Genomic DNA, 2,650 nt, shown 5'->3' on the forward strand with positions numbered 1-2,650 from the left:
CGCTGGCGCGCAGTGCCCACGACGGAAGCCCGACGGGAAAGCGGCGGCCCTCGGCGATGGCCTGCGAGCGCTGCAGCTCCCGCCAGCTCAGCGGCTGGTCGTCGGCGATGTTGTAGGCGGCGCCGCGGCGACCGCGACGGAGTGCGCTGACTGCCGCGGCAGCGGCATCCTCCACGTGCACGACGGGAAGCACGCCGTCGAAGGTCGAGTCGTAGACCTGGGCGGTGGTGTCGCCGTACACGAGGCCGTAGCGCAGCGCAATGCCGCCGAAGGCCCGCGCCTGCTGCTCGTTGGCCAGCAGGCAGCGAAGCACCTCGTCGTTGGCGCTGCCGTCTCGAAAACCGAACGGCTCGTCTTCTGTGAGCGGCGTCTCGCCATGGTCGAGAAAGCCGTAGCCATAGAACGCGGATGCCGTGACGAACCGCTTCGCGCCCGTCTGCTTGGCGACGGCGATGAGCGCGCTCGTTCCCTCGGTGCGCAGCCGGTTGGTGCCGCGCATCTGCGCGTGCGTCGCCGGCGTGGATGACACGGTCGCCGCAAGGTGGACCACGGCATCGAAGGACTCGCCCTCGAGCCGCGCGAGCACGGCGGCACGGTCGAGCAGGTCGACGGCGACGTCTGCCTGGGGGGAAAGGGAGAGGCCGACAACCTCGTGGCCGGCAGCGCGAAGCTGGGGAACGAGGCTTTGCCCGATCGCCCCCGTTGACCCTGCAAGTAGAACGCGCACGCTGCCGACAGTAGACGAGCTACCTGAGTGTTACTCGGGGGCGGTGTGGAACCTCAGTTGGGCCGCGGCGAGACCGGAGCGCGACACGAGCTCGACGGCGTCTGCCGCGTCGCCGAGCAGGTTGGGAAGAACCTTGCGCTCCTCGCCAGAGAAGTCGCGCAGCACGAAGTCGGCGGCGGGCTGGCGACCGGGTGGACGCCCGATACCGACACGAACGCGCACGAAGTCTGGCGTGCCGATGGCGGCGGCGATATCGCGGATGCCGTTGTGGCCTCCGTGACCGCCCCCGCTCTTGAGCCGGATGGTGTCGAACGGAATATCGAGCTCGTCGTGCACCACGATGAGCTGCGACGGCTCGAGCTTGTAGAAGCGGAGCAGGGCGGCAACGGGGCCGCCAGAGAGGTTCATGTAGGTGTTCGGCTTCGCGAGGATGAGGCGTGGGGCATCCGTGCCCGTTCGCCCCTCGGCGACAGCCGCGTTCGCCTTGTGGCTCTTGAACGACGCAGAAGCGCGGTCGGCGAGATCGGCCAGAACCATCTGGCCGACATTGTGACGATTACTGGCGTAGTCGGGCCCGGGGTTGCCGAGCCCGACTACAAGCCAGATGGATTCGTTCAGGTGCTACTCAGCGCCCTCGGCTGCGGCGTCGGCGGCGGGAGCCTCAGCCTCTGCTGCGGCCTCCGGCTCGTCGCCGAGGTCCTGCTCGCCAGCCGTGCTGACGGCGACGATGAGCGTGTCGGGGTCGGTGACGAGGCTCGAGCCGGTCGGCAGCTCCAGGTCTTTCGCGTAGACGTGGAAGCCGTCCTCCGCACCCTCGATCGACACGGTGATCGACTCGGGGATGTGGGTGGCCTCTGCCTCGAGCGAGATGGTGTTCGCGTCCTGGTTGACGAGCGTGCCGGGGAACGCCTCGCCCTCGAGGTGGATCGAGACGTCGACGGTGACCTTCTCGCCCTTGCGGATGACGATGAGGTCGATGTGCTCGATGATCTGGCGCACTGGGTCTTTCTGCACGTCCTTGACGAGCGCGAGGGTGACCTTGCCGTTGATGTCGAGCTCGAGCACCTGGTTCGACTTGCGCAGGATCAGCGCGGTCTCGTGGCCGGGCAGCGTCACGTGAACCGGCTCGGTGCCGTGGCCGTAGATGACGGCGGGGATCTTGTTGGTCGCGCGGATCTTGCGGGCCGCGCCCTTGCCGAACGACTCGCGAACCTCGGTTGCGAGGTGGTTGCTGGTGGCCTGGGCCATGGTGTTCTCCTTGGTGGATGCTTTTGTGGGTTCGTGGGGTGTTTCAACTCGAACGCGAGACAGCGTGAGGAAAGACAAGAAGCCTGATCCACCGCGTCGATAACGGAACCGCATGAAGCGATTCCCTCGCCGAAGTACCGTGTGAGTCTACATGACGGCGCACCCCGGCCGCACAGAGCGATTCGACGCGTATGTGCTGGCTGGCTCCGGCATCTCCGTCATTGCCGTGGCCGTCCTGATCGCGTGGCGCGGTGCATCGGCGGCGAATTTGCGTCGAAAACCTCACAGCGCGGTAACGCTTTTGTGCGTGCCCTAGGCTTGGATTTTGGCCGTCCTGAGACGGAAAACAGACTTCAAGGAGCGTGGCAGCGATGACTGCTGAAGGTACTGCGAACATCGGCGTCGTCGGCATGGCCGTCATGGGATCCAACCTCGCGCGCAACCTGGCGAGCCGCCCTGGCAACTCCGTTGCCATCTTCAACCGCTCCTTCGAGAAGACGCAGACCGTGCTCGACGCGCACCCGGAGGCCAACTTCGTCGCCGCGACGAGAGCCACGATGTCTGCCAGCAGAAGACGGTCGACAAAGGCAACGGTTACTCCGAAGTTGTGGAGGAATGCCACACCGAAACCGAGCAATACTGCTCCTACACGGTAGATGAGTGGACCACGATCCA

At 66.1% G+C, this 2,650-nt stretch carries 3 protein-coding genes and 1 pseudogene; 1 reads left to right on the forward strand and 3 read right to left on the reverse strand.

Going from position 1 to position 2,650, the window contains the following annotated elements; translation table 11 throughout:
* The 3 genes from AC14A7_RS11245 to AC14A7_RS11255 form a co-directional block, all read right to left on the reverse strand.
* On the reverse strand, positions 1-727 hold a 727-nt coding region (locus AC14A7_RS11245), incomplete at its 3' end, for an NAD-dependent epimerase/dehydratase family protein (RefSeq protein WP_484009064.1).
* A 30-nt stretch (positions 728-757) separates the two neighbouring features.
* Positions 758-1,345: an aminoacyl-tRNA hydrolase gene (gene pth / locus AC14A7_RS11250; protein WP_484009067.1), complete on the reverse strand. Its 588-nt coding sequence runs from the start codon at positions 1,343-1,345 to the stop codon at positions 758-760.
* 3 nt (positions 1,346-1,348) lie between these two features.
* Positions 1,349-1,975, reverse strand: coding sequence for a 50S ribosomal protein L25/general stress protein Ctc (locus tag AC14A7_RS11255; RefSeq protein ID WP_484009066.1), 627 nt, complete (start codon positions 1,973-1,975; stop codon positions 1,349-1,351).
* 371 nt (positions 1,976-2,346) lie between these two features.
* Here AC14A7_RS11255 and AC14A7_RS11260 point away from each other — a divergent pair.
* Positions 2,347-2,520, forward strand: a pseudogene (locus tag AC14A7_RS11260) (NAD(P)-binding domain-containing protein); the annotation flags it as partial.
* Positions 2,521-2,650: the final 130 nt, after the last annotated feature.

It is taken from the genome of Conyzicola sp. (assembly GCF_057073975.1).

Excerpts from the sequence above, each read along its gene's own strand:
- AC14A7_RS11255 (WP_484009066.1), bottom strand. The coding sequence starts at position 1,975 with ATGGCCCAGGCCACCAGCAACCACCTCGCAACCGAGGTTCGCGAGTCG.